This window comes from Candidatus Tisiphia endosymbiont of Mystacides longicornis (assembly GCF_964031095.1).
In the GTDB taxonomy this organism is placed as follows: Bacteria; Pseudomonadota; Alphaproteobacteria; order Rickettsiales; family Rickettsiaceae; genus Tisiphia.
Window position 1 is genome coordinate 881,172 of sequence record NZ_OZ035004.1, and the last position, 23,277, is coordinate 904,448.

General features: G+C 35.4%; 20 protein-coding genes. 15 read left to right on the forward strand and 5 right to left on the reverse strand.

Annotated elements, in window-relative coordinates:
- Positions 1 to 147 precede the first annotated feature (147 nt).
- The 5 genes from rpe to prfB all read right to left on the reverse strand — a co-directional run bounded on the left by rpe (position 148) and on the right by prfB (position 4,481).
- The gene (rpe, locus tag ACQH6S_RS04510) at positions 148 to 798 is read right to left on the reverse strand and encodes a ribulose-phosphate 3-epimerase (RefSeq protein WP_425360671.1); all 651 of its coding nucleotides are present in this window, start codon (positions 796 to 798) and stop codon (positions 148 to 150) included.
- 344 nt (positions 799 to 1,142) lie between these two features.
- Positions 1,143 to 2,375, reverse strand: a complete 1,233-nt coding sequence (locus ACQH6S_RS04515) for a DEAD/DEAH box helicase (protein ID WP_341759322.1) — start codon at positions 2,373 to 2,375, stop codon at positions 1,143 to 1,145.
- A gap of 426 nt (positions 2,376 to 2,801) precedes the next feature.
- Positions 2,802 to 3,011: a cold-shock protein gene (locus ACQH6S_RS04520; protein WP_094648631.1), complete on the reverse strand. Its 210-nt coding sequence runs from the start codon at positions 3,009 to 3,011 to the stop codon at positions 2,802 to 2,804.
- Between the two features lie 256 nt (positions 3,012 to 3,267).
- The gene (locus tag ACQH6S_RS04525; protein WP_425360670.1) at positions 3,268 to 3,390 is read right to left on the reverse strand and encodes a palindromic element RPE2 domain-containing protein; all 123 of its coding nucleotides are present in this window, start codon (positions 3,388 to 3,390) and stop codon (positions 3,268 to 3,270) included.
- Positions 3,371 to 4,481, reverse strand: a protein-coding gene (gene prfB / locus ACQH6S_RS04530; RefSeq protein ID WP_425360669.1) for a peptide chain release factor 2 whose coding sequence is annotated in 2 segments (ribosomal slippage) — positions 3,371 to 4,411 and positions 4,413 to 4,481 — 1,110 coding nt in all. Because the reading frame shifts where the segments join, the coding sequence is not laid out codon by codon here. The genes ACQH6S_RS04525 and prfB overlap by 20 nt, the downstream gene beginning before the upstream one ends.
- A 372-nt stretch (positions 4,482 to 4,853) precedes the next feature.
- Between prfB and lepA the strand changes: the two genes are divergently transcribed.
- From lepA to ACQH6S_RS04605, 15 genes are all read left to right on the forward strand, one after another.
- Positions 4,854 to 6,656, forward strand: coding sequence for a translation elongation factor 4 (gene lepA, locus ACQH6S_RS04535; RefSeq protein ID WP_094648628.1), 1,803 nt, complete (start codon positions 4,854 to 4,856; stop codon positions 6,654 to 6,656).
- Positions 6,657 to 6,744: 88 nt separating this feature from the next.
- A complete protein-coding gene (locus ACQH6S_RS04540) occupies positions 6,745 to 7,404 on the forward strand; it encodes a DUF2278 family protein (RefSeq protein ID WP_425360668.1) in 660 nt (219 codons plus the stop codon).
- A 293-nt stretch (positions 7,405 to 7,697) separates the two neighbouring features.
- Positions 7,698 to 9,080 carry a class II fumarate hydratase gene (gene fumC / locus ACQH6S_RS04545; RefSeq protein WP_341749162.1) on the forward strand — a complete coding sequence of 461 codons (1,383 nt, stop codon included), beginning with the start codon at positions 7,698 to 7,700 and terminating at the stop codon, positions 9,078 to 9,080.
- Positions 9,081 to 9,178: 98 nt separating this feature from the next.
- On the forward strand, positions 9,179 to 10,546 hold the full coding sequence (gene ftsZ / locus ACQH6S_RS04550; RefSeq protein ID WP_425360667.1) for a cell division protein FtsZ: 1,368 nt from the start codon (positions 9,179 to 9,181) through the stop codon (positions 10,544 to 10,546).
- A gap of 139 nt (positions 10,547 to 10,685) precedes the next feature.
- Positions 10,686 to 11,408 carry an alpha/beta hydrolase gene (locus tag ACQH6S_RS04555; RefSeq protein ID WP_094648623.1) on the forward strand — a complete coding sequence of 241 codons (723 nt, stop codon included), beginning with the start codon at positions 10,686 to 10,688 and terminating at the stop codon, positions 11,406 to 11,408.
- Positions 11,409 to 11,689: 281 nt separating this feature from the next.
- On the forward strand, positions 11,690 to 13,078 hold the full coding sequence (gene lpdA / locus ACQH6S_RS04560; RefSeq protein ID WP_425360666.1) for a dihydrolipoyl dehydrogenase: 1,389 nt from the start codon (positions 11,690 to 11,692) through the stop codon (positions 13,076 to 13,078).
- A 332-nt stretch (positions 13,079 to 13,410) separates the two neighbouring features.
- Entirely contained in the window at positions 13,411 to 14,046 is a 636-nt protein-coding gene (gene atpH, locus ACQH6S_RS04565) for an ATP synthase F1 subunit delta (protein ID WP_425360665.1), read from the forward strand.
- A gap of 212 nt (positions 14,047 to 14,258) precedes the next feature.
- Positions 14,259 to 15,818, forward strand: a complete 1,560-nt coding sequence (gene atpA, locus ACQH6S_RS04570) for a F0F1 ATP synthase subunit alpha (RefSeq protein ID WP_094648620.1) — start codon at positions 14,259 to 14,261, stop codon at positions 15,816 to 15,818.
- 2 nt (positions 15,819 to 15,820) lie between these two features.
- Positions 15,821 to 16,708, forward strand: a complete 888-nt coding sequence (gene atpG / locus ACQH6S_RS04575; RefSeq protein WP_094648619.1) for an ATP synthase F1 subunit gamma — start codon at positions 15,821 to 15,823, stop codon at positions 16,706 to 16,708.
- A gap of 246 nt (positions 16,709 to 16,954) precedes the next feature.
- Entirely contained in the window at positions 16,955 to 18,388 is a 1,434-nt protein-coding gene (gene atpD / locus ACQH6S_RS04580) for a F0F1 ATP synthase subunit beta (RefSeq protein WP_425364708.1), read from the forward strand.
- 13 nt (positions 18,389 to 18,401) lie between these two features.
- On the forward strand, positions 18,402 to 18,800 hold the full coding sequence (atpC, locus tag ACQH6S_RS04585) for an ATP synthase F1 subunit epsilon (RefSeq protein WP_094648618.1): 399 nt from the start codon (positions 18,402 to 18,404) through the stop codon (positions 18,798 to 18,800).
- A 290-nt stretch (positions 18,801 to 19,090) separates the two neighbouring features.
- Complete coding sequence (gene yajC, locus ACQH6S_RS04590; RefSeq protein ID WP_094648617.1) at positions 19,091 to 19,498, forward strand: preprotein translocase subunit YajC; 408 nt, start codon at positions 19,091 to 19,093, stop codon at positions 19,496 to 19,498.
- Positions 19,499 to 19,500: 2 nt separating this feature from the next.
- Positions 19,501 to 21,054 carry a protein translocase subunit SecD gene (secD, locus tag ACQH6S_RS04595; protein WP_425360663.1) on the forward strand — a complete coding sequence of 518 codons (1,554 nt, stop codon included), beginning with the start codon at positions 19,501 to 19,503 and terminating at the stop codon, positions 21,052 to 21,054.
- 168 nt (positions 21,055 to 21,222) lie between these two features.
- Positions 21,223 to 22,338, forward strand: a complete 1,116-nt coding sequence (locus ACQH6S_RS04600) for a hypothetical protein (protein ID WP_425360662.1) — start codon at positions 21,223 to 21,225, stop codon at positions 22,336 to 22,338.
- Positions 22,313 to 22,756, forward strand: coding sequence for a hypothetical protein (locus ACQH6S_RS04605; RefSeq protein ID WP_425360661.1), 444 nt, complete (start codon positions 22,313 to 22,315; stop codon positions 22,754 to 22,756). Before ACQH6S_RS04600 ends, ACQH6S_RS04605 begins: the two co-directional genes overlap by 26 nt.
- The last annotated feature ends 521 nt before the right edge of the window (positions 22,757 to 23,277 follow it).

The following is a 23,277-nucleotide window of genomic DNA, read 5'->3' on the forward strand; positions in this document are numbered from 1 at the left end:
TGGCGTCATTGCCAGACCACATAGTGGTCGTCGTGGCAATCCATGTTGGTCGCTTTCTGGATTGCTTCAATGCTAATAAAGTAGCTCCTTGCTAATAGACGTCTTGCAATTTTTAAATTATTCTGGGTTATGCGTAAGGTGAGATAGTTAATGTCTTAGTAAATCTATTTGTTTTTGATAATTTTTTGATTGAAAAATAAAATTACCTGATACTAAAATATCAGCTCCTGCGTTGATGCAATTTTTACCGGTAATATTATTTATTCCTCCATCTACAGAAAGTAATATAGTTTTGTTGGAATTTTTGATTTTTTCTGAAATAATTTTGATTTTCTCTAACTGATTCTCTATAAATTTTTGACCAGAAAACCCGGGATTTACAGTCATTACTAAAATCAAATCTACTTTATCAATAATATAATCTATAGAAATTGGGTTGGTGGAAGGAAGCAGTGCCACTCCGACTTTTACTCCTAAATTTTGAATAATGTCTAAAGTTCGGTCAAGATGAATAGTTGTTTCAGGATGGATAGTGATAATATCTGCCCCACTACTAGCATATTCTTTAATCGAATATTCTGGGTTATTAATCATTAAATGTATATCAAACGGCAAGGTAGTATGAGATTTTAAGGCTTTTATTATAGGAGGTCCAAATGTTAAGTTAGGTACAAAATGACCATCCATAACGTCTATATGGATCATATCAGCCCCCGCTTCTTCCAAAGAATTGATTTCTTTTTGTAAATTAGCAAAATCGGCTGATAGCAATGAAGGTGCGATCTTAATTACTTTCACTGTATTTTTATCCTTAAATAATAGACCTTATATCACATTTTCAAGATATAAGGTCTAATGAATTTTTTGATTTTTCCTTTTATAGTTATTTAGCTATAGTAAGTTTGTTATAGTCAATTAACCTGAATTAGTGCCGAACAAGCACCCATCGTGCTGTCTATTAGCGAGGAGGCGTAAACCTTCGAAGCAATTGTAAGTTGTCATTCCCGCGTAGGCGGGAATCTGGATACCTGCCTACGCAGGTATGACACAAACAGGATTGCTTCGTCGCCCACTAAAGTGGCTCTGAGCCATGACGCTGATGCTAAATACTAATCGGGTATAACATAACTGCTTTTACTAAATTAGGACGCTTGGCTATTTCTAGAGCGACCAGAATAAGGCTTTTTATCGTTATTATTACGAGGAAAATAACTTTTTCTACCATTATTGTTATTGTTGCTATTATTACCATTAAATGGTCTTCTACGATTCTTATTTCCGGTCATTTCTTCTCTTGAAGTACTCTCACCTTGGTTCATTAGGCGATCAATAGCTTTCCACCTAATATTATCTTCTGGCGAAATGAAGGATAATGCACAACCTGAAAGTCCTGCTCTACCAGTTCTACCTATTCTATGTAAATAATCTTCTGGAGACATTGGCAAATCATAATTGATAACATGCTGTGTATGTGGTATGTCTAAGCCACGAGCCGCAACATCTGTTGCCACCATAATTCTGTGACGAGAAGAGCGAAACGATGCAATTACGTGATCCCTTCTACCTTGTGTTAAATCACCATGGATAGCTTCAGCTTTGTGATCTTCAAATTTTAACATTTTTGCCAACTGATCGGCACCACGCTTAGTTTTCACAAAAATAATTATAGAACCATCACGTTGTTTTAATTGCTTTATAAGCTCAGGGAATTTCTCTTTATCAGAAACTCGCAAAGTTTCTTGTTTTATTTGAGAAGCAGCCTGAGTAGTTGAGCCAATAGTAATGCGTTTAGGGTTAATCACATATTTTTGCGATAGTGCAATAATATGTTTTGGCATAGTAGCTGAAAACATTAAAACCTGTCTTTTTTCAGGTATATATTTATTTATTTCTTCCAACTGTTCTTTCATGCCCATATCAAGCATCCTATCCATCTCATCAAGTACCACTAATTGTACTGTGTTTAATTTTAAGGTACCACGTAGTAAATGATCTATAATACGACCAGGGGTTCCAATCACCACTTTAGGATTTGCCTTTAGCTGCGTAAATTGTTTATGCATTGGTTCACCACCTATTAAAACCGCACTAGGAAGCTTAATTTGAGTAGTTACATTGGTTAAAGTAGTGCGTACTTGGCTAGCTAATTCCCGAGTTGGTACAAGTACCAAAGCCATTGATTTTGTCTGTATAAAAGAATTGACGATTGGTAGTAAATAGGCAAGGGTTTTACCTGAACCAGTTTGACTAGAAGCAAGAATATCACTACCTTGCATCGCAATCGGTATAGCCTCTCTTTGAATTTCTGTAGGAGAGGTGATGTTCATCTGTTCAAGTGATATAATCACTTCGTTTGGTAAATTAAAATTTTTCATTATTAAATCCAATGTTATTTATCGTAAATTAAAAATACTCAAATGCTTTAAGGAATTGAAAGGTTAAATGCAATTAAACTCCAAATCTTCAAAGCATTTGAGCAAACATATATTCTATACCTTAAAAAATAAATTTATGATTAAGTTCTTATGTTATAAAGCGGGTTATTAATTGTTGTATAGTAAAAGCGGTTGTAATTATAAATACAATCCTATCATAGATACTCTTTTGCTTTGAAAATCCATTTCCCCAAATCATTCGAGTATACTTAAAATAGTCCAATAAAATTACAGCTTTACTTACAGTGAACACTGAATTATAAAAGATAATGCACAGAGTGTATAAAAAGATGATACTACCCAAAATTCACTAGTTTAATAACCACTCATAAATTTTGAGTAGTTGCTTGTAGTTTTAAATAAATATTATTTTATTTGCAGATTAACAGCAGAAATTTTTCCCTTATTGTCTTCTAGATCAAAGCCTACACTTTGACCTCCATTAAGATTACGGATCCCGGCACGCTCTACAGCTGAGATGTGAACAAAAACGTCGCTCCCACCATCGTCTGGTTGAATAAAACCAAAACCTTTGGTTGTATTAAACCATTTGACCTTACCTACTTTAGTAGTCATAAAAACCTTTTAGTATAGAGTTACTTATCTGAACTTAATTCGAACTCTCCCGTAGAAATTAAACCCAATAACTGACAGGCAGAAATAAGGCTTTCATGCTATTAAAGAGTTAATTATTAAACCCAAAAAACATGGTACTCCTTTTTTTGATAATTGTCAACAAAGGATAAGAAAATATCCATAGATTTTATATTTCTCTTTGAAATATAGACATTTTAGCACGTTTCTTAATTATATATAGCCAATCTATCCTAAATTAACTATAGTCAATTGATGAGAAGTTGGTGACGTCGTCGCTCAATGCTCGCCTATTACTTATAGGCGTCGCTCCATCGTTCCTAGCACCAAATTCTCCTGAATTAACTATATATATTACCAACACTAATTGATAGGCTAGCTGAAACAAATTTTTCTAAATCTCCGTCAAGTACACCTTTAGTATCAGAAGTCTCATGATTGGTACGTAAATCCTTAACCATTTGATAAGGTTGCAATACATAAGATCTTATTTGATGTCCCCAGCCATTCTCAGTTTTTGATGCATTCTGTTCTTGAATATCCTCAGTACGTTTTTTTAACTCTAGTTCATAAAGCCTTGCTTTAAGCATTTTCATAGCCTGTGCTTTGTTCTTATGCTGTGATCTATCATTTTGGCACTGTGTTACGATATTAGTAGGTAAGTGGGTAATCCTTACGGCAGAATCAGTAGTGTTTACGTGTTGTCCCCCAGCTCCGGAAGAACGGTAAGTATCAATTCTAAGGTCTTTTTCATCTATTACAATTGCAATACTATCATCAATTTCTGGATATACCCAACTACTAGCAAAGCTAGTCATCCTTTTGCCCGCTGCATTAAAAGGCGATATCCGTACTAAACGGTGCACTCCTGATTCTGTTCGAAACCAACCATATGCTTGGTAGCCATTAATTTTAATAGTACATGATTTTATTCCTGCTTCTTCACCGTTAATAAGATGAATAACTTCGCTTTTAAAACCCTGCCTTTCCGCGAAACGCAAATACATACGCATCATAATTGATGCCCAATCATGACTCTCCGTACCGCCAGCTCCAGCATTGATTTCAAGAAAACAATTATTACTGTCAAATTCCCCAGAAAATAAGCATTCAGTCTCAAATTTTCCGGCAATAATAGATAGTTTTCTTAAATCTTCTTGAACTTGTTCTAGAACTTGTTGGTCATTTTCGACAAACGCCAATTCCTCAAGTTCTAAACATTCCGTAAGATTAGATTGAAGTTGTTTAAACGAATTAAGTTTAGTCTCTAGAAGTCTTTTTTCTTTCAGAATATTTTGAGCCTTTTCCTGATTATCCCACAAAGTTGGATCTTCTGATATATTTTCCAGCTCTACAAGCCTTTTGGTTGCGTTATCAAAATCAAAGTGACCTCCTGAGCAGCTCTAAAGACTGTTCGATTTTTTTTACATAATGTTCAATTTCAGCACGCACTATTATTTCCTACTATAAAATGGAATTTTACTATATAAAGATAAGATAAACCGACGTCATTGTGCATAAGTGTTAGTTTAAGAAGCCAATAATTGAGAAACTGTCATTGCGAGGAGACCGTAAGGTCAACGAAGCAATCCAAAAAAGTGATTAAAAATGGATTGCCACGCCACCTACGGTGGCTCGCTAATAGACGACTTTTTTACTTTATTTTCTTAAACTGATGCCTATGCGTCATTGCGAGATCACGTAAGTTAGGTCGTGGCAATCCACTATTTATTAAATTGGATCGTTTCGTTCGAGCTTTGCTACTTTTTGCAATGACCAGTCGGGTTAGCATTTTTCTAATTTTAACATTATATCGCATATACAATGAATAATCAAAAGTTTATCAGAAATTTTTCAATCATCGCTCATATTGATCATGGTAAGTCTACTTTAGCAGACAGGTTAATTGAATATTGTGGAGGATTGGTAGCTCGAGAAATGAGTCAGCAGGTACTTGACTCAATGGACATAGAAAAAGAACGGGGAATTACTATCAAAGCACAGACTGTTAGATTAGTTTATAAAGCCAAAGATGGTAATACCTATTATCTAAACCTAATGGATACTCCTGGTCATGTGGATTTTTCTTATGAGGTTAGTAGGTCACTCGCTGCTTGTGAAGGCTCGTTATTAGTGGTAGATAGTAGCCAGGGTGTTGAGGCACAAACTCTCGCAAATGTTTATCAAGCGATTGATAATAAGCATGAAATTGTTCCTGTACTCAATAAAATTGATCTACCAGCCGCTGATCCTGATAAAGTCAAACAACAAATAGAGGACGTAATTGGTATAGATGCAAGCGATGCATTATTGATTTCGGCAAAGAGTGGTATAGGAATAGAAGAAGTACTTGAAGCAATTGTTAATAGACTACCCTGTCCTGCAACTAATCAAACAGATATTTTAAAGGCATTATTGGTTGATAGTTGGTACGATTCTTACCTAGGAGTAGTAATTTTGGTTAGAGTTATCGATGGAACTTTACGCAAAAATATGCGTATTAGAATGATGGCTAGCAATTGTAGTTATAATGTTGAGAATGTTGGGTATTTTACTCCTAAGAAACATATATCAGATATTTTATATTCAGGAGAAATAGGGTTTTTTACTGCTTCAATCAAGCAAGTTGTTGACTGTAAAGTTGGTGACACAATAACTGATGAAAAAAGACCTTGTAAGGAGCCTTTGCCTGGTTTTAAGCCACATTTACCGGTAGTATTTTGTGGATTATATCCTTCAGACGCTTCACAATTTGAGCATCTAAAAGATTCTTTAGCTAAATTAAGGCTTAACGATGCTAGCTTTGAATTTGAAGCAGAAAGTTCAACTGCCTTAGGATTAGGATTTCGCTGCGGTTTCTTGGGGTTACTACATCTTGAAATAGTGCAAGAAAGACTGGAGCGTGAATTTGATCTTGATATGATAACTACTGCTCCTAGTGTGGTTTATAAGATTAATATGCGTGATGGACATCAATTAGAAATACATAATCCGGCTGACTTACCTGTTACTCAAAATATAGAATCAATGTTAGAGCCTTGGGTTAAGGCAACAATATTAGTGCCAGATGAGTTTTTAGGTAATGTTTTATCTTTGTGTACTGATAAAAGAGGAGTACAAATTGAATTAACTTATGTCGGTGGTAGGGCTATGGTAATTTACCGATTACCGTTAAATGAGATAGTATTTGATTTTTACGATAAGTTAAAAAGTTACACAAAAGGCTATGCTAGCTTTGATTGGGAAATGGATGGTTATGAGGAAAGTGATTTGGTAAAATTATCTATTTTGGTTAATAGCGAGCCAGTTGATGCTCTATCTACTATAGTACATCGATCACGATCAGAATATCGTGGTCGAGAATTGTGTAAACGCCTTAGCGATTTAATCCCAAGGCAATTATTTCAGATCGCTATTCAAGCTGCTATTGGTAGCAGAATAATCGCTAGAGAAACCGTTAAAGCAATGCGTAAAGATGTTTTATCTAAATGCTATGGTGGAGATATAACTCGTAAACGTAAATTATTGGAAAAGCAAAAAGCTGGCAAAAAACGTATGCGTAATATTGGTAATGTTGAAATTCCGCAATCGGCTTTTATAGCTGCTCTTAGAATAGGAGATGAGTGATATAGCTACCCTGATTGACTATAGTTATAAAAAGATTGACTCACCAACAAGTTAATATAATATAAATTAAAGCTTATGAGGTATTATTATGCTAAAAAACTATACATGTGTAAAAGGTACTGTGTTAGAGGATTTAGAAGATAGTACAAAACACACAATGACTCACCATAATTTTATAGTGCAAGCTAACCAACTAGACTATCAAGTAAATATAGATATTCAGTCTGATTCTAGAGCTAATGTTAAACTATACTATGTCGATCAGTTGAATAATAATGAATTGTTAACTAATTTAGCTAAACTAGGAAATGAGGGATTATTTCGCTTAGATAAGTTAAATCAAGCCTATAGACTTGATTATTTTCGCAGTGGAATTTTGCCAGTAGATTATTTAAAGAATAGTTTAGCAAAATCATGGCAAGAAATTTCATCTTTGCTAGACATGCATATTATCCGTGGTACAAAGATATGTATTTTAGGTGAGTCTTATGATGATACTGAAACAAGGGAAGTAGTACCTTATGGATTACAGCTAAAACAACAACATTCTCAACTTCCTCCTAGAGGTATACATGATATACATCTGAATCAGGGGAACTATAACCCACACAGTAAAGATAATGGCATTTATCAAGATGGGGCTATATTCATAGAAACCCCTAATAATAGTATTAAAGCCTTTTTCTTCATGTTTGATGAACAATCTTTGAATACTGATGATTCAGGTAACCCTGTTGATGATGAGTGAATTGACTAACCCGACTTGTCATTGCGAGAAGACCTTACGTTCTCAAGCCGTCATTGCGAGGAGGCGTAAACCGATGAAGCAATCCAATAATGTGTGGATTGCCGCGACCACTATGTGGTCTCGCAATGACGTATACTTCTATAACTTGTCATTGCGAGGAGCCGCTAAAAGCGGCGACGCGGCAATCCAAGAAAAAGTGAATAGAAATGGGTTGCTTCGTCGGTCTGGCGACCTCCTCGCAATGACAGTCGGATTAGTTATAAATATAATAAAAGCGAAAAAGAAAAATTTATATGAAAAATTATAGAATTGAAACCGATTCATTTGGAGAAATCAAAGTAGACGATCAATTTTACTGGGGGGCGGGAACTCAAAGGTCTCTTGAGAATTTTAAGATAGGCGAGCAAAAAATGCCTATTCAGTTGATTAAGGCACTAGCAATTTTAAAAAAATGTGCAGCAAAGGTCAATAAAGAATTAGGCGATCTTAAGCCTGAGATATCAGAAGCAATAGATCAAGCTACCTCTAGAATATTAAAAGGGGAATTTGATGATCAATTTCCTTTAGTAGTATGGCAGACTGGCTCTGGTACTCAGACTAATATGAATATCAATGAGGTAATAGCCTCTATTGGTAATGAACAATTAGTAGGCAAGAAGGGTGGTAAATCGCCAATTCATCCAAATGATCATGTAAATATGGCACAATCATCCAACGACTCGTTTCCAACTGCTATGCATATCGCAACCATACTCGCTAGTAAACAACAATTAATTCCAGCATTAACCAGCCTACATTCGGCGTTAAATACCAAAGCTACAGCTTGGAATAATATAGTTAAGATAGGACGCACTCATTTGCAGGACGCTACGCCAATAACGCTTGGGCAAGAATTTTCTGGTTATGTAACGCAAATAGCCTATGCCATAGAACGAGTTGAGGAGTCACTAAAAAGAGTATATTTTTTAGCCCAAGGTGGAACTGCAGTGGGGACTGGTATTAATTGTCGTAAAGAATTTGCTGTAAGATTCTCTGATCAAGTTGCTGCATATACCAACTATCCTTTCAAAAGTGCTGCTAATAAATTTGAAGCATTAGCTACTCATGATGCATTAGTAGAATTTTCTGGTACTCTAAATACCATAGCAGGAAGTTTAATGAAAATGGCTAATGACATTAGGCTATTAGGATCGGGACCAAGATGTGGTTTTGGTGAATTACATTTACCGGAAAATGAGCCTGGTTCTTCAATTATGCCAGGTAAGGTTAATCCAACACAAATTGAAGCATTGACTATGGTTTGCGTGCAGGTTATGGGCAATAATCTTGCAGTAGCTATAGCCGGATCAAACGGTCATCTTGAATTAAATACCTTTAAGCCGGTTATAATATATAATATTTTGCAGTCAATAGAGTTGATTTCTGCTAGCATCAATAGTTTTGTTACGCATTGTATTGAAGGTTTAGAGCCGAATATAGAACGTATTAATAAGCTGAGAGAGCAATCGCTGATGTTAGTGACAGCCTTAAATCCGCATATAGGTTATGATAATGCGGCAAAAGTTGCAAAAAAAGCCTATCAAGAAGGTATAACTTTAAGAGAAGCTGCTATAAAATTAAATTTTTTATCAGGTGAGGAGTTTGATCGCTTAGTGGTAGCAAAAAATATGGTATAATTAGACTGATGCTCTTTATGAAATATATTTTATGGTAGAAATTTTCAGATTCTTTATTATACTAAAAACAATTTATATTTAACAGGTAAAATATTATTATGGCTTTACATCTCAAAGCACCAGAAAATGTAATTCTTAAACCAATTATCACAGTATTTGGTGTTGGAGGAGCTGGTGGTAATGCAATAAATAATATGCTACTTGCCAAATTGCAAGGAGCAAACTTTGTTGTTGCCAATACTGATGCCCAATCACTCGAACATTCCTTATGCGACAACAAAATACAGTTAGGTGTTGCGATTACTAAAGGTCTTGGAGCTGGTGCGTCTCCAGAAATCGGGGCTTTAGCAGCTGAAGAATCAGCTGACGAGATTAAGGGGCATTTAGAAGGTAGCAATATGGTGTTTATCACTGCCGGTATGGGTGGAGGTACTGGTACAGGTGCTTCTCCGGTTGTGGCAAAGATTGCTAAGGAGCTAGGAATTCTTACTGTGGGGGTAGTTACTAAACCTTTTCATTTTGAAGGAAAGCATAGAATTAAAACTGCTGAACAAGGTTTACTAGAACTACAAAGATTTGTTGATACTTTGATAGTAATACCGAATCAAAATTTATTTCGTATAGCAAATGAAAATACTACCTTTGCCGATGCCTTTAAAATGGCAGATGATGTATTACATGCCGGAGTCAGAGGGGTTACTGATTTGATGATCATGCCAGGTCTGATTAACCTAGACTTTGCTGACATTAGAACAGTGATGAGCGAAATGGGTAAAGCTATGATGGGTACGGGAGAAGCATCTGGTGAGGATAGGGCGGTTAAGGCAGCTGAAGCGGCTATCTCTAATCCACTATTAGATCATAACTCAATGCGTGGTGCTAGAGGGGTGTTAATTAACATTACTGGTGGTGCGGATATGACCTTATTTGAGGTTGATAGTGCGGCTAATAGAATTAGAGAAGAAGTAGGGGATAGCGATGCTAATATTATTTTTGGTTCGACGTTTAATCAAGAATTAAATGGCGTTATTCGGGTATCGGTAGTTGCTACTGGTATTGATGCTGATCAAGTTATAAGCAACAAACCCCAACCTATTGAATCAGTAACTAGTAGTCCTACAAGTTGTGAACAAGTAGCTAATAACCATGATTTAATAGAGACAACAGTTTTAGAAGAAATTCCAGATTTTGCCCAATATACTGGTGAAAAAGCTAGTTTAGTAGATTCTGGAGTACAGCCTTTAAACTTAAACGTTCAGGCGACATCAATTAATATACCAAATCAGCCAACTATAAGTAGCAATGATGCCAAAGCATCTTTACTCAGTAGAATGTGGAATTCACTAAAATCCAATACTAATCAAAATCAAGAGCAAATCAAAAACCATATTCCTCCAATTTCTCAAAAGAGCGATGTAGACGTTGATATCCATGATATTCCAGCTTTTTTAAGGAAACCAAAATAATAGAATACATTAGTTATCTTGAAATATATCAAGTAGCGTGCTATAATTCTCACTTATTGTTCTTAGGCTATGTAACAAAATTTAAATTATTCATATAGCTTAGCGATCGATATAAATTAATATATGATAGTGTATAATTATGGCTGAAGTTTTTTTTAATGGTCCTGCTGGTCGGATTGAAGGGCTGTATACTAAATCTAGCGATTCTAAGGCTCCACTTGCTTTGGTATTACATCCACATCCACTTCACGGTGGCACTATGAATAACAAAGTGGTTTATAATGTATATAGAACACTAGTATCGAATGGATTCACAGTACTCAGAATTAATTTCCGAGGAGTTGGACGCTCTCAAGGAGAGTTTGATAATGGTATTGGGGAAATGACTGATGCGGCGACGGCACTTGATTGGTTGCAGCTTAACAATCCTACAGGTAGTATAAATTTAATAGCAGGCTTTTCTTTTGGAGCCTGGATAGCCATGCAACTTATCATGAGAAGACCAGAGATTAATAATTTTATTATGGTATCCCCACCAGTAAATAAATATGATTTTTCCTTCTTGTCTCAATGCCCTATTTCCGGTTTTGTAATACAAGGGGACAATGATAGTATTGTGTCAGAAGAATCAGTACTTGAACTGGTAGGAAAGCTGTCTAAGCAGAAACATATAACTGTCGACTATAAGCTCATCCATGGAGCCGATCATTTTTTTCGGAACAAAATTGGTGAATTTACCCAGGCAATTAGTGATTACTTACAATTAAGGTTATTAAATAATAAAGTTACTCATTTAAATAAGGACTTTCTTACTGAAGGAAAATTAGCAAAAAAATCTCTTCAAAAGGTTTTCTTAGATTAACTGCAATTAGCCACTGGTTATAAGTTATAGTCAATTAACCTGAATTAGTGCCGAATAAGCACCCATCATACTGTCATTGCGAGGAGGCATAAGCCTCCGAAGCAATCCATTTTAATAGTTTTTTGGATTGCTTCGTCGCCACTAAAGTGGCTTCTCGCAATGACGCTGAAGCTAAATACTAATAGGATTTATAACGTTGCTAATTCAAGTTAATTCACTATAATCTGGTTGGAGTAAATAAAGCATTAAAAATAGCAATGAATGAATAAGTGGAAATATTAATGGAAAATTATGATATAGCAATTATTGGCGGTGGGCCTGGTGGTTATGTTGCGGCAATTAGGGCGGCACAACTAAATAAAAAAGTTGTGTTGATTGAGAGAGAGCATTTAGGAGGGGTTTGTTTAAATTGGGGATGTATACCAACAAAAGCACTACTTAAATCAGCTGAATTATTTCAGAAAATTAAGCATGCTCAAGATTATGGTATTATAGTCAATGAACCAAGCTTTGACTTAAAAAAAATAGTACAGCGTTCTAGAGATATATCGACGCAGTTAACATCTGGCATTAAGTCCTTACTAAAGAAAAATAAGGTTACGGTAATTGATGGCACTGCTGTACTTGGAGATGGCAAAGTGGTAAATATTGATAGTAACGGTCAAAAAATTTCAATTAAAGCACAAGATATAATAATTGCTACAGGTGCAAGAGCTAGGATTTTAGATGGATTTAAACCAGATGGTAAGCAAATTATTACTTCTAAGGAGGCTATGATTTTGGATAAATTACCAAAATCTATGATTATAGTTGGATCAGGAGCGATTGGTATAGAATTTGCTTCATTTTATAACTCTTTAGGAACAAACGTCACCATAATTGAAGTACAAAATAGGATTTTACAAGCTGAAGATGAAGAAATTTCTTTAATGGCACGAAAAATTTTTGAGAAAAAGGGTATAAAAATTCATACTAATAGTAAGTTGTTAAATCATAGCCAAACACAAGATCATGTTATGATTGAAGTTGAGATAGAAGGTAAGAACCACAAAATACAAGCTGAAACTTTGCTTATGGCAGTTGGTATAGTTGGCAATACGGAAAATCTTAATTTAGAAAAAACTAATATAAAAATAGATAGAGGTCATATTGTTACCAATCAGTTTATGCAAACTGATGAACAAGGAATTTATGCAATAGGTGATGTCACATCTCCCCCGTGGCTTGCACACAAGGCAATTCATGAAGGTATTATTGCTGTAGAAACTATTGCCGGTCTTAAAGCTCATCCTCTAGAAAATCGTAATATTCCAGGTTGTACTTATTCCTCACCGCAGATTGCTAGTGTAGGGCTTACTGAAGAACAAGCGAAAAAAGCTGGTTACCAAGTGAAAATTGGCAAATTCCCATCTATCGCTAATGGGAAAGCCCTGGTTGATGGGTGTACTGAAGGGATGATTAAAACAATATTTGATACAAAAACTGGGGAATTGCTAGGGGCGCACTTGATAGGCGAAGAGGTTACCGAGCTAATTCAAGGTTATGTAATTGCTAGAACTATGGAAGGTACAGAGCTTGATTTAATCAATACCATTTTCCCTCACCCAACTTTATCGGAAATGATGAGTGAGTCAGTATTGCAGGCCTATGGTAGAGCCATTCATATTTGATTTATTTTTTTCTAAATATACTTAGTGGTAAGGATAGATTGTGTTATAAGTACTATTTGTTACTCCCGCGAAGGTTTTGTGTCATTCCCGCGTAGGCGGGAATCTAGCCCCCTGCTTACGCAGGGGTGACAAGAGAGGCGGATGACAAGAGAGCAAGAATAACAACTTGCAATTAAATTTAAATATGAGGTACAGGCAATGAGTAAGATGAATGCTGAGGATTATGAAACTTTTCCACGAAAGCGGCGAATAAATATCGTTATGCGGCATGGTGTATCATTTGGCTCGGCATTGGCTATGGCTATTTCATTTAACATCAACCACTCTGTGTTATGGGCAGTCTTACATGGTTTGTTTTCATGGCTTTATGTGGTTTATTATTGCTTGGCTTATTAGAGTTTTATGGATGTAACAGTATAATGATCAATAATAAATTAGTACAAAATTATACTTCTGCGTTATTTAATAATGCACTAGCTAATGCTTTGGAAGATAAAATATTTGAGCAGATTAAGATTATTGATCAGCTTATCAATGATAATGCACAAATCAAGGAGGCGATATTTTCTCCTATAGTGAAAAATATTGATAAATGTAAAATAATTGAATTAATTGCAAAAAACTTTAATGTTGAATCTACAGTTAAGCAGTTATTATTAATATTACTAAAACATTCACGTATGCCTATTTTATCCAATATAGTTGTATTGTACCAACAATTACTTAATAAAAGTAGAAATATTAAGATGGTAACAATCACTTCTGCTAAAATTTTGCATAGTGAAGAAAAACAATGGTTAACAAAACATTTAGAAACTGATTTTCAGCAGAAAGTTGCGATAAAATTTAGTCAGAATCAGTCAATTATTGGTGGTATTATTATACAATATGATAGCGTAGTTAGGGATTACTCTATTGATGGAATGTTAAAAAAGATAATAAAAACCTTAAAAACTACAAAGATTTAGGTTATATAGATAGTTAGAAATGGATTGCCACGACCACTATATGGTCTCGCAATGACGTTTGGTAAAATCTTTTCGTCATTGCGAGAAGCCACTTTAGTGGCGACGAAGCAATCTAGGAAAGTGATTAGAAATGGATTGCCACGACCACTATATGGTTTCGCAATGACGTTTGGATTAAAAATTATTAAATAAGATTTACGAGGTAAATAATTATGGGTTCTTCCCAAAAATTAAAGGCTGTTGAACTTGCTGAAGTACTAAAAAAAGAAATTGCTAATATTGAACAATTTAGCGATTTACAAGAAGTAGGGCAAGTTATAACAGTTGGAGATGGTATAGCTAGAGTATACGGTATCGATAATGTAGGAGCTGGTGAGGTAGTTGAGTTTGCCTCGGGGGTGAAAGGTCTTGCTCTTAATCTTGAAACAGACTCGGTAAATATCATATTGATTGGTGACGATCGCGAAGTAAAGCAAGGAGATTCGGTCAAAAGAACTGGTAAGATTATACAAGTACCAGTCGGTAAAGCATTGCTTGGTAGGGTCGTTGATGGTATGGCAAGTCCTATTGACGGTAAAGGTGAAATTATAACTGATAGCTACAGGAATATAGAAGAAAAGGCTCCGGGGATCATTTCTAGACAAAGTGTTAAAGACCCGGTGCAAACGGGTATCAAAGTGATTGATTCCCTAATTCCTATTGGTAGAGGTCAGCGGGAGTTAATTATTGGTGACAGGCAAGTAGGAAAAACGGCTATTGCCATCGATACGATTATTAACCAAAGACAAGCTCATCTTGATGGCGATGAAAAAAATAAGATTTATTGTATTTACGTAGCTATTGGTCAAAAAAGGTCGACTGTCGCACAGGTAGTAAAAAAATTGGAAGATTCAGGGGCTATGGAATATACAGTAGTTGTTGCAGCCACCGCCTCTGATCCTGTTGCGTTGCAATATGTGGCACCTTACACTGGCTGTAGTATTGGTGAGTATTTTCGTGATAATGGCATGCATGCATTAGTTATTTACGATGATTTGAGTAAACATGCTGTTGCCTATAGACAAATCTCTCTATTGCTCAGAAGACCACCAGGGCGTGAAGCATATCCGGGAGATATATTTTACCTACATTCTAGGTTACTGGAACGAGCAGCAAATATGTCGGATAAAGATGGTGGGGGTTCTCTTACGGCTTTGCCGATTATTGAGACCCAGGCAGGTGATGTTTCTGCATATATTCCAACCAATGTTATATCAATTACTGATGGACAGATTTTTTTAGAGAATGAACTATTTTATAAAGGTATCAGACCGGCGGTAAATATTGGTATATCAGTGAGTAGGGTAGGATCAGCCGCTCAAGTAAAATCTATGAAACAAGTAGCAGGAAGTGTCAAACTTGAATTAGCCCAATTTAGGGAATTAGCCGCTTTTGCTCAGTTTAGTTCAGATTTAGACAGCTCAACTAAGCAGCTTATCTCACATGGTACAAGGTTAAGTGAGATATTGAAGCAGGATCAATATGCTCCCTTCTCTGTTGAAGAACAGGTAGTAAGTCTTTATGCTGGGGTGAAAAATTATCTCGATAATATTCCTGTTGAGTTAGTAAAAGAATTTGAGCTTAAATTACTCCAAGAAATAAAGCTTAAAGAAAACGATATTTTATTATCCATTAAAAATCAGGGGCAAATCATTAAAGAAACGGAAGAAAAGTTAAAATTTTTCTTAGAAAAATTTGTACAGAACTTTCTTACTGACAATAAAGTTGGGTAGCTATGTCAGGTTTAAAACAATTAAGATCTCGTATTAAAAGTGTTAAATCAACGCAAAAAATTACTAAGGCTATGCAAATAGTCTCGGCTACCAAATTTACCAAAGCCAAAAGCCAAATTAAGGACTCAGAAGATTATATTGAGATTTTGCGGAATACAATGTCTAATGTAGCATCTAGGAATAATTTGCAAAATATGACTGAAGAAGAAAAAAAATTCTTTTCAAGTGATGTGAATATAAATAAGCCTCATTTATTGGTAGTAGTTACCTCGGAACGCGGTTTATGTGGTTCTTTCAATTTTGCAGTGTTCAAACAGGTGAAATTTGATATTGCAAATTTGGAAAATGCTGGTAAACAAGTAAGGCTTATTATTATTGGTAAAAAAGGCTACGATCTATTCAAATGGCAATATTCCCATTATATTGACAATTATTATGATTTTCCCAAATATCATAATAATAATTTGGCATTTCAGATTAAAGATAAAATAACGGAGATGGTGGATAGTGGTAAAATTAGCAGTTGTCAGATATATTTTAATAAATGTAAAAATGCTATAACCCAGATTGCCACTAAACAGCAAATATTACCAATTGAACAGCAGCTATCTTCAAGTGAGCAATACTCAAGTGAGCAGTATTTAAGCTATGAATATGAAGGCGAGGGGCTTGTTTTGAATATGATTAATCTTTATGTAACCGCACAAATTAATTATGCTCTACTACAAAGTAGAGTTAGTGAAGAAGGAGCTAGAATGACAGCGATGGATAATGCCACAAAAAATGCTGATGAGCTTATTAATAAGTTAACATTAACGCTGAATAGGTCTAGACAAGATATAATTACTCGGGATTTAATTGAAATTATTGCAGGAGCAGAAGCTATATAAATTAATTAGGTTGCTGGATGCTCATTGTGAGCGAATGGATTGCTTCGTCGGCTCACGCCTCCTCGCAATGACGTTTGGTAAATCAGTTCCGTCATTGCGAGCGAACGTATGTGAGCGTGGCAATCCATAAAGGTAATTAGAAATGGATTGCTTTGTTGTTACTAAAGTAGCTTCTCGTAATGACAATTAGGGTCTAATTTACTATAGATAGACAAATATAATGTAAGGTAAAATATGACAAAAATTATTGGCAAGACTATTGGTAAGATTGTGCAAATTATCTCAGCTGTGGTTGATGTACAGTTTATTAATGATGGTAAATTGCCGAAAATTCTTAATGCACTTGAATGCTATAATAATGGAGAAAAGGTGATATTAGAAGTATCGCAACATATCGGAGATGATATTGTTAGATGCATATCTATGAATCCAACAGAGGGGTTAGTAAGAGGTCAAGAGGTGGTAGATACAGGAGATACCATTAAGGTACCTGTTGGCACGGCAACACTTGGGCGTATAATGAACGTAATTGGTATGCCGATTGATGGAAGAGGTAACATTACTTCAACTAAATCTGCTTCAATTTACCACTCAGCTCCCAGTTTTGTTGATCAATCAACGGAAAAAAACATTTTGGTTACAGGAATTAAAGTCATTGATCTGTTAGCTCCTTATTCAAAAGGAGGAAAGATTGGGTTATTTGGTGGTGCTGGGGTAGGAAAAACAGTATTAATTATGGAGCTTATTAATAATATCGCCAAAGCTCATGGAGGATATACGGTTTTTGCTGGAGTTGGAGAAAGGACTAGAGAAGGCAATGATTTGTATCATGAAATGATTGATTCCAATGTAATTGATCTAGAAAATCCAGAAAAATCTAAAGTAGCTCTGGTTTATGGGCAAATGAACGAACCGCCCGGTGCAAGGGCTAGAGTTGCTTTAACTGGACTCACTATAGCCGAAAGTTTCAGGGATTTAGATGGCGGACAGGATGTCTTGTTTTTTGTCGATAATATTTTCCGATTCACTCAGGCTGGTTCTGAGGTATCAGCCCTTTTAGGTAGAATACCTTCGGCAGTGGGCTATCAACCAACATTAGCAACTGATATGGGTGAGTTGCAAGAACGTATTACTTCAACAAAGTTTGGATCAATTACTTCGGTACAGGCTATTTATGTGCCAGCCGATGATCTAACTGATCCTGCTCCTGCTGCCTCTTTTACTCATTTGGATGCAACGACTGTACTTAGTCGACAAATTGCTGAGCTTGGTATTTATCCGGCAGTAGATCCACTCGATAGCGGTTCACAATTGCTAAGTCCAGCAATTGTTGGAGAAAAACATTACTCAGTGGCTCGAGAGGTACAAAAAGTTTTACAGACCTATAAGTCGCTGCAAGATATAATTGCCATTTTAGGAATGGATGAGTTGTCGGAAGCAGATAAATTAACTGTTACCAGAGCCAGGAAAATACAACGATTTTTATCGCAACCTTTCCATGTTGCCGAAGTATTTACAGGTATGTCTGGAAAGTTTGTCAGTTTAGCTGATACTATTGAAGGGTTTCAAGGTTTGGTTTCTGGCAAATATGATCATTTACCAGAAGCAGCTTTTTATATGATAGGTAGTATTGATGAAGCAGTAGAGAAAGCTGAAATGCTTAAAGAGAAAATTGCATAAATGGATTGCATAAATGAACAAAATAATTAGGGTTAAAATTGTAACACCTACAAGTATTGTATTTGACCAGGAAGCTCAAGAAGTAACAATGCATGGAGAATTAGGAGAATTTGGTGTTTTACCTGGTCATGAGTTACTGATTTCTAGTTTAAAAGCTGGTTTAACAAAAATAACAGTAGGTAATTCTGTATTAAAGTATTTTGTTTATTCGGGATTAGCTGAAGTTACTAAGACCAACGTTAATATAGTAACTGAATTTGCTGTTGATACCAACAACTTACAAACCCATGAAATAGCTGAAAAGATAGTATTGTTAAAAAAAGAAATAAGCGAAGAAAAGGGTGAGACAAAGAATGATATTATAAAATTAGATATAGCTAGATACGAATCTTTACTAGCTTGTTTTGAGTAAGTATGTCATTATATAGCTAACATTACCGTCATTGCGAGGAGGGGTAAAGCCCGAAGCAATCCAAATTTATCGTTTCCCTGGATTGCTTCGTTGCCGTAAAGCGGCTCTTCGCAATGAGGTTTGGGTAAGGCGCTTCTGTCATTGCGAGCGAACGTACGTGAGCGTGGCAATCCATGAAGCTTATCATATGGATTGCTTCGTCGTGTTTACACACTCCTCGCAATGACGTAGTTTGCTAGTTAACACAACTACTTTTACTACAGTAAAAGATAAACATCAGGAGATATATTATGTTTATAGAAAATGCCTATGCAGATGACGATACAATATCAATCAAAGAAACTGTAGAAGTAGTTCCAGCAGCACCTGAATCATCTATGCAGTCAGTATTAACAAGCATGGTGCCGATGGTATTAATTTTCATTGTATTTTATTTTTTCCTAATTAGACCGCAAGAAAAACGTCGTAAGGAGAAAGAAAGTGTGGTGAGTAGCGTAAAAAAGGGCGAAGAGGTAGTAACTAATAGCGGAATCTTTGGTATAGTCAGCAAGATTAACGATACTGACAACACAATAGACCTTGAAATATCTGAAAATATACGAATCAAAGTTTTAAAATCTGCAATACTCGATATTACAAGTCGTCATAAAAAAGAAGCTATAGCTGTTAATAAAAGTAAAAAAGACAAAGGAAAATAGCTGTGCATAATATTGCTAAATGGAAAATATTCTTGTCTATTTTATGTACAATAGGAGCATTTATTTGTGCTTTACCTAATTTTACAACTATAGATTCAAAAATATTACCCAATTATAGGGTAAATCTTGGTCTTGATTTAAGAGGTGGTGCTCATCTATTGCTAGATGTCGATTTTGACGCCTATTTAAATGATGTAATGGAAGGTTTGACTGACCATTTACGAAAATATTTACGGGAAGATAAGGTAGGCTATAAAAATCTTATTGCTAAAAATCACATGGTACAGTTTGAATTAAGAAACCCAGAAGATTACAAAACAATAAAAAAGATTTTAGGTAAAATTGACCGAGAAATTACTGTAGAACAAGATAATTCTAATATTAAGCTTAGCTATGGTGACTCTAAACTTGCCGAATTAAGGCAAAAAGTAATTGCTCAATCAATCGAAATAATTAGAATGAGAGTGGATAGTACAGGTACCAAAGAGCCTAACATACAGAGGCAAGGCGATAAACATATATTGCTCCAGGTACCAGGTGAGGAAAACCCACAACAACTGAAAAATATTCTTGGTAAAACTGCAAAATTAACCTTCCATTTAGTTGACGAAAATGCCAACATACAAGAAGCAATAAATGGGCGTTTACCCTCTGGCTCAATCTTAGTTAAAGGAGAAAATTCAGATAAAAAAGAATATTATGTAGTTGTTAAGAAAAAAGTTATTGTTAGTGGTGAGCAGCTAATAACTGCTCAAGCTTCTTTTAACCAAAATACTCAACCAGCCGTTGCTTTTTCCTTTAATAATCTTGGTAGCAAATTATTTGCGGAAATAACCAAAAATAATTCTGGTAAAAGGCTTGCGATCGTGCTTGATAATAAATTATTAAGTGCTCCAGTAATTAATGAACCAATTCTTGGAGGAAGCGGTATAATTTCAGGTAATTTTACTGTTGAATCAGCCAATGAATTAGCCTTATTACTTAGAGCTGGTTCGTTACCAGCTCCTTTAAAGATAATAGAGGAACGAACCATAGGGCCAAATCTTGGGGCAGACTCAATAGAGGCAGGTAAGAAAGCAGGGATGATTGGTTTTGCCAGTGTGGTGATATTTATGATTTGGTCGTACGGAATTCTTGGAATTTTTGCCAATATAGCATTAAGTCTAGCCCTACTCTATATTCTAGCTTTATTGTCACTTTTCCAAGCGACATTAACTCTACCGGGAATTGCTGGTATAATATTAACGATTGGCATGGCGGTTGATGCCAATGTACTCATTTATGAGAGAATAAGGGAAGAGCTTAAAAAGGGTGCATCTAACCTGTATGCTATAAGGACAGGGTTTGAATCAGCTTTTGCGACAATTCTTGACTCAAACGTGACAACTTTGATAGCGGCATTTTTACTTTTTATGTTTGGTGTTGGTGCTATAAAAGGCTTCGCGGTAACACTAACTATTGGTATAATATCATCGATGTTTTCTGCGATTATTATTACTAAATTGTTAATTGATATTTGGATTAAATACCAAAATCCAAAAAATCTGGGATTGTAGTAATAACCGTCCATACATGACACCTGACTTTTTGTCATTGCCGCGTAGGCGGGAATCTAGATACCTGCTTACGCAGGTATGACAAGAGAGTAGGTATGACAAGATGAGTAGTGGTGACATATAGTATTAGTATGGATAACACAATAATTAAACTACAGGATTTACAATATGTCTAAAGCTAAACTCTTACAAAAAATGATGCTACCTATTATAGTAACAGGGATGTTTACTGGGGTAACATATGAAGGTTATAAACGCTCGTCAGAACTTTCTAAATTTGAGATAGCTGCTAAGGGATTAGGTTTCACTTCCCCAACTCAGCAAGACAGTTTGTTAAAGATTCTTCATCTAGCCGGATATTTACAACCAGAAAAATTATGGCGTGATCTAGCATGTTTTGATAAAACTGGTAATTCAGAAAAAATATTTGCTTCAATTTCTAGAAGTTTAATTAAATCTCGAGCTACTCAAGATGCTCCTGATCAATTCGATGCTAAATTATTGCGTAAAAATTTATTTAAAGCTACTAATGAATTGAGTGTACGAGATGTTGAAGATTGGTTACTATATGTTGCTCAGAATGCATTTAATCGTAAAGTTGGTCAGGAACGTAATGAACTAACCAATGAAAATTGGATGATTAAATATGCCTCTCAATATATTGATGCTGCCAAACAATTGGGGCTTATTGATGAAATACCACCCCAACATCAGGAATATGCTGAAAGCTGGATTGCTGGAGCCTCTAGAATTGGCTTATTGGCACGGATAATTTACTATAATAAAATAATAGAACAAATTAAAATTAATGGATCAGTATTAGTATTAGCCGGAGCAAGACCATTATGGGCTAATATTGATGGTATTAACCCAGAGACATACGATAAATTACTAAAAATATGGCAAGATAAGGGGGATATCAATAAATTAGATGCTTCTTTATTAGTTGGAGAAGATTCAGCTCGTACAGAGGAAGGGAAGGAATATATGGGGTCACTTGCTAAAAGTTATAATATTGTTTTAGAACTAACACAACCCTTCATTCAATATACCACAAAAGAAGAATGTCCTGCAGGTTTCTTTCCTGGAAGAGTCTATCCTAATTATGCAACTACAGATGAAACAAAGCTCACAGAAAGCCTGATGAGTGAGGATTTATTAAATAACTTCCTTAATAAGGAGCAGAGAAGCTCAGCTGAAGTAATAAATACCGAACTGGGCAACAATAACTCAAGACCTAATACCGCTACTACTGCTTATGATGCCTGCAGTTACTCTTGTTGATAAGATTTTGAGTGGGGGGCTTGGTGAGCAAAAAGATTATGTTATTTTATTTATCAGCAATAACCCTTACATTCAACGCCAAACAATTGCTACTCAAAGAGAAGTTGATAAAATATTACAAAAATATGGATTAGATAAAAAAGGTTATCATATTGAAGTCGAAGGAGTAGGTTTTAGTTCCAAACAGGATGTCCCAACTATTCATTCTGAACTGGCGTGCTTGATAGCAGAGCTATGGAAAAATCATAATCTACTAGTTTCTAATGAAGCGGGGCATTCTATCGAGCAATTATTGTTTCAAACTCGTCAAGACCTTGCAATAATACCGCCAATGCCAGAAGTCAAAGAAGAGAATGTAGGGATAATTGGTCAAATGGTTTTATGGACTCAGGATGTATGGGATCATTTATCGTACTAAATAACGCCAAAATGATAAAAGAGAGCTAGGTTCTGTTGACAAAATTTTATGTTAAGTTATCAGAGGAGAATAAATAAGTTGCAACAGTAAGAAGGAATGGTAGTTTTTAGCTGTCGAAACCAAAGAGCTACCAATATGAAGTATTACATAAAAAACCAAGCATGAGAAGCAATTTTATCATTTTTTAAGAAAAAAAGCTATACACAAGAAGAATGAGGAAAAAATAAGACAGTTTATTAGACCTCTTGCATAACCTAAAGATAATTGAGGAATTTTTAGGAAAAACGAAGTCGAGTACCGCAGCTTATTAAGATGCATATCTTTACCCATAAGTTGCAAGAGGTGGAAAAATAGTTTAATAATATCAATTAAGGAAATCATAAAGTTGGTATTGATATGAATAAATGGGTAGAAAGTGAACTAGAATATGTAGATTTGGGAGATGAGACTCGATAATCAAGTTTTTTGCAGAGCTTATAAATAGTAGAAGTAAATTGTCATTCCCGCGTAGGCGGGAATCT

Coding starts and splice junctions, on each gene's coding strand:
- ACQH6S_RS04515 (WP_341759322.1), bottom strand. CDS start 2,375: ATGAAAAATTTTAATTTACCAAACGAAGTGATTATATCACTTGAACAG.
- ACQH6S_RS04520 (WP_094648631.1), bottom strand. CDS start 3,011: ATGACTACTAAAGTAGGTAAGGTCAAATGGTTTAATACAACCAAAGGT.
- lepA (WP_094648628.1), top strand. CDS start 4,854: ATGAATAATCAAAAGTTTATCAGAAATTTTTCAATCATCGCTCATATT.
- ACQH6S_RS04540 (WP_425360668.1), top strand. CDS start 6,745: ATGCTAAAAAACTATACATGTGTAAAAGGTACTGTGTTAGAGGATTTA.
- fumC (WP_341749162.1), top strand. CDS start 7,698: ATGAAAAATTATAGAATTGAAACCGATTCATTTGGAGAAATCAAAGTA.
- ftsZ (WP_425360667.1), top strand. CDS start 9,179: ATGGCTTTACATCTCAAAGCACCAGAAAATGTAATTCTTAAACCAATT.
- ACQH6S_RS04555 (WP_094648623.1), top strand. CDS start 10,686: ATGGCTGAAGTTTTTTTTAATGGTCCTGCTGGTCGGATTGAAGGGCTG.
- lpdA (WP_425360666.1), top strand. CDS start 11,690: ATGGAAAATTATGATATAGCAATTATTGGCGGTGGGCCTGGTGGTTAT.
- atpH (WP_425360665.1), top strand. CDS start 13,411: ATGGGCAGTCTTACATGGTTTGTTTTCATGGCTTTATGTGGTTTATTA.
- atpA (WP_094648620.1), top strand. CDS start 14,259: ATGGGTTCTTCCCAAAAATTAAAGGCTGTTGAACTTGCTGAAGTACTA.
- atpG (WP_094648619.1), top strand. CDS start 15,821: ATGTCAGGTTTAAAACAATTAAGATCTCGTATTAAAAGTGTTAAATCA.
- atpC (WP_094648618.1), top strand. CDS start 18,402: ATGAACAAAATAATTAGGGTTAAAATTGTAACACCTACAAGTATTGTA.
- yajC (WP_094648617.1), top strand. CDS start 19,091: ATGTTTATAGAAAATGCCTATGCAGATGACGATACAATATCAATCAAA.
- ACQH6S_RS04600 (WP_425360662.1), top strand. CDS start 21,223: ATGTCTAAAGCTAAACTCTTACAAAAAATGATGCTACCTATTATAGTA.
- ACQH6S_RS04605 (WP_425360661.1), top strand. CDS start 22,313: ATGATGCCTGCAGTTACTCTTGTTGATAAGATTTTGAGTGGGGGGCTT.